Genomic DNA, 4,101 nt, shown 5'->3' on the forward strand with positions numbered 1-4,101 from the left:
ATACTACGCCCTGGCCAACGACGAACGCCGCCAGATCCTTGCGACCGTCAAGGAAGTGGTGGGCGAGCGCGGCACGTTGATCGCCGGTGCCAATGGTTCGTGCACCCGTGAAGTGCTGGAACAGATCAAGCAGACCGTCGATGCCGGCTACACCAACCTGCTGATCGCCCCGCCTTACTACGCACTGCCTTCACAAGAAGAGCTGCTGGCCCACTACAACACCATTCTTGAGACTTTCCCTGAGATCAATGTGGTGCTGTACAACTACCCAATTCGCACCAATGTCGAAGTGGGTCTGGACGTGGTCGCCGCGCTCCACGAGCACCCACGCGTGATCGGCATCAAGGAAAGCAGCGGCAACCTGTTGCGCGCTATCGAGATCGGTGAAAAATATAAAGGAATCCAGCTTTCCTGCGGTTCGGACGACCAGGCCTTGGACTTCTACCTGTGGGGCGCCGACAGCTGGATCTGCGGCCCGGCCAACATCTTCCCGGAGAAAGTCGTGGCGTTCCACAAGGCCTTCACCAGCGGCGACATCCGCGGCGCGCAGCAAGTGATGCGCAGCCTGTTCCCGGCCATGGCCAACCTGGAAAGCGGCAAGTTCGTGCAGAAGGTCAAGTACGGTGCCGAGCTGGCCGGCTTCAAGGTTGGCAATGCACGCGCTCCGCTGCTGCCACTGACCGATGATGAGAAGGCCGAGTTCCGCAAAGTGTTCGAAGCTTCGCAGCAGTAAAGTTACACGGGGCCGCCCTGCGGCCCCCTCGCAATCTTCTCTTGATATGAGACAGGACCATGAACACCCCACAATCGTCATCGCAGAACGCCGTAGTCATCGGCGGCGGTATCGTCGGTGTCTGCTGCGCGCTGTACCTGCAGCGCGAAGGCCACAAGGTCACGCTCATCGACCCCGCCGCACCGGGCGACAGTACCGCCAAGTGGAGTTGCGGTCAGATGGCGGTCAGTGAAGTCATTCCGCTGTCCAAGCCCGGCATTCTGATGAAGATCCCAGGCTGGCTGCTCGACCAGAAAGGCCCCCTGGCCCTGCGCCCCAGCGCCCTGCCCGGCATCCTTCCCTGGTTCCTGCGTTTCCTGGCCTGCGCGCGCTCGTCGAAGATCCACGAGATCGCCGAAGACATGGCGCGTCTGACCCAGCATGTCTACACCGACTATGCGCCGCTGCTGGATGCTTGCCCGGACAAAACCCTGCTGGGCGACCGCCCGATTCTCGAGGTATTCGACTCGCCCGCGGGCCTTGTCCACGAGCGCCCGCACCTGGACCTGCGCAAGCAGCTGGGCTTCAAGTCCGAAGAGCTGGACGGTGCCGCCATCGGCGACCTGGAGCCAGCCCTGGCCGGCAAGTTCCAGCATGGCCTGATGTTCCCTGACTGGCGCGCCGTCAGCGATACCGAAGGCTTCATTGCCGCACTGACCGAAAGCTTCATCGCCCAAGGTGGCGTGCGCCTGCGTCAGAAAGCCGTGAAAATCGATGAGAACCACGACCGTGCCAGCGGTGTGACCCTGGCTGACGGCACCCGCCTGCCAGCCGACCATGTGGTGGTCGCCGCCGGCACCGGCGCGCGCCCCTTCTTCGACTCCCTTGGCGTGAACATTCCGCTGGCTGGCATCGCGGGCTATCAAGCCGTTCTGCCCACGCCTGAGGTTGAAATCCGCCATTCGGTGATCTACGCCGACGGCGGTTTCTGCTTCGCACCGATGACCCGCGGCCTGCAGATCGGCGGCACCATCGAGTTTGCCGCGCCCGGTGCCGAACCCAACTTCAAGCGTGCCGAAATCATCATGGAAAAGGCGCGCCGTGTACTGCCTCAACTGAACACCCAGGGTATGGAGTTCGGCGTCGGCTACCGGCCGTTCCTGCCGGACACCAAGCCGGTCATCGACCGCTCACCACGCCTCAAAAACGTGATCATGGCCTTCGGCCATGGCCAGCTCGGTCTGACCCTCGGCGCCACCACCGGCCGCCTGGTCAGCGACCTGGTTGCCCAACGTACACCTGGACAAAACCTGTCTGCATTCAGCGCACGACGCTTCGCTCTTATTGGAGGTACAGCATGAACCGCTACGACCAGTTCTACATCAATGGCCAATGGGTCAGCCCGATCGAGGGTGGCAGTTTCGAATCCTTCGACCCGAGCGATGAAAGCCTGATTGCCAAGGTGGCATCCGGCAGCGCTGCCGATGTGGATGTCGCCGTAAAGGCTGCCCGCGCCGCGTTCGACGAAGGCCCGTGGCCACGCTTGAGCGGTGCCGAACGCGGCGAGTACCTGCGCAAGATTGCCGACGGAATCCGTGCGCGTCAGGAAGAGCTGGCGGAACTGGAAGTGCGTGACAATGGAAAGCCATTCCCGGAGGCCATGTGGGACATTGGCGACACGGCTGGCTGCTTCGACTTCTATGCCCACCTGGCCGAGGAGCTGGATCGCAATCGCGAGAAGGACGTTGCGCTGTCGGATGACCGCTTCAGTTCGCTGGCCCGCAAGGAGCCGATCGGCGTCGCTGGCGCCATCGTCCCGTGGAACTTCCCGATGCTCATGGCTTCGTGGAAAATCGCCCCAGCCCTGGCCGCGGGCTGTAGCATCATCCTCAAGCCCGCTGAACAGACGTCGCTGACTGCGCTGGAGTTGGCCCGCATTGCCGATGAGGCCGGGCTGCCGGCTGGCGTGCTGAATATCATTACCGGCCCAGGCTCCAAGGTTGGCGCAGCCCTGACGGCGCACCCAGGCGTGGACAAACTCGCCTTCACCGGCAGTGTGCCGGTGGGTAGCCGGATCATGCAAGCCGCTGCTCAGGATATCAAGAACGTCACCCTGGAGCTGGGCGGTAAATCACCCTTCGTCATTTTTGCCGACAGCGATATCGAGAAAGCCGTCGAGTGGATCATGTTCGGCATCTTCTGGAACAAAGGTGAAGTCTGCTCGGCCACGTCGCGGATTCTGGTGGAACGTGCCGCATACGAACCGCTGCTGGCACGCCTGGCCGAAGAGACGCGCAAGATCAAGATCGGCAATGGCATGGAAGAAGGTGTGCTGCTGGGCCCGCTGGTCAACCGCAGCCAATATGACGGCACGTTGCAAGCCATCTCCCGCGGCCTGGAGGAAGGCGCTCGCCTGGTCTGTGGTGGTGAGCGTCCGGCCAACCTGGATAAAGGCTTCTATCTGCAGCCGACCGTGTTTGCCGATGTACCGGAAGACAGCTGGATCTGGAACGAAGAGATCTTTGGCCCGGTGGTGTGCATCCGCCCATTCGACAGCGAAGAGGAAGCGGTGAAGTCAGCCAACAACTCGCGCTTTGGCCTGGGCGCTGCAGTGATGTCCAAAGACCTGGAACGCTGTGAGCGCGTAGCCCGTAAGTTCCGCGCCGGTATTGTCTGGATCAACTGTTCTCAACCAACCTTCACCGAGGCGCCATGGGGCGGCTACAAGCAGAGCGGTATCGGCCGCGAGCTGGGTGAATGGGGTCTGAACAACTACCTTGAAACCAAGCAGATCACCCGCTACGACAGCGAACAGCCTTGGGGCTGGTACATCAAGTGAGGTAATACCCATGCGTTGGAAACAGACGCTTCAATTGGCTGAAGTGCACTGCGAAGGCGAGATTGGCAAGGTCATCACTGGTGGAGTCCTGGGTATCCCAGGCGCCACCATGCTCGACAAGATGAACTACATCAACGAGGTGGACGACAGCCTGCGTCGACTGGTGACGCTTGAACCACGCGGCTGCTTGCAGATGTCAGTGAACTTGCTCCTGCCGCCCACTCGCCCCGAGGCCCACGCCGGCTTCATCGTGCTGCAGGCCGACAAGGCCCACCCGATGTCGGGTAGCAACTGCATATGCGTGGTTACCGCCCTGCTCGAACTGGGCATGGTACCGATGCAGGAGCCGGAAACCACGGTGGTGCTAGACACCCCTGCCGGCTTGGTCACCGCCCGCGCACAGTGCGCGGACGGTCGTTGCCTGAACGTTTCACTGGACATGGTGCCCGCGTTCGTTGAGCACCTGGACCTTGCCATCGAGACTGAGCAGTTCGGCACGATCAAGGTCGATGTGGCCTTTGGCGGCGTGTATTACGCGTTGATCGACGTC

Annotated in this window: 4 protein-coding genes; all 4 read left to right on the plus strand. The window is 61.8% G+C overall.

The window, feature by feature from the left end; genetic code table 11:
* The coding region (locus tag VJS90_RS01355; protein ID WP_324118308.1) for a dihydrodipicolinate synthase family protein at positions 1-733 on the plus strand (733 nt) is incomplete at its 5' end.
* A gap of 59 nt (positions 734-792) precedes the next feature.
* A complete protein-coding gene (locus VJS90_RS01360) occupies positions 793-2,073 on the plus strand; it encodes an NAD(P)/FAD-dependent oxidoreductase (protein ID WP_324118310.1) in 1,281 nt (426 codons plus the stop codon).
* Positions 2,070-3,551 (plus strand): aldehyde dehydrogenase family protein, encoded by a 1,482-nt coding sequence (locus VJS90_RS01365; protein WP_324118313.1) that lies wholly within the window; start codon positions 2,070-2,072, stop codon positions 3,549-3,551. Before VJS90_RS01360 ends, VJS90_RS01365 begins: the two co-directional genes overlap by 4 nt.
* A gap of 10 nt (positions 3,552-3,561) precedes the next feature.
* On the plus strand, positions 3,562-4,101 hold a 540-nt coding region (locus tag VJS90_RS01370; RefSeq protein WP_324118315.1), incomplete at its 3' end, for a proline racemase family protein.

It is taken from the genome of Pseudomonas sp. (genome assembly GCF_035277045.1).
In the GTDB taxonomy this organism is placed as follows: Bacteria; Pseudomonadota; Gammaproteobacteria; order Pseudomonadales; family Pseudomonadaceae; genus Aquipseudomonas.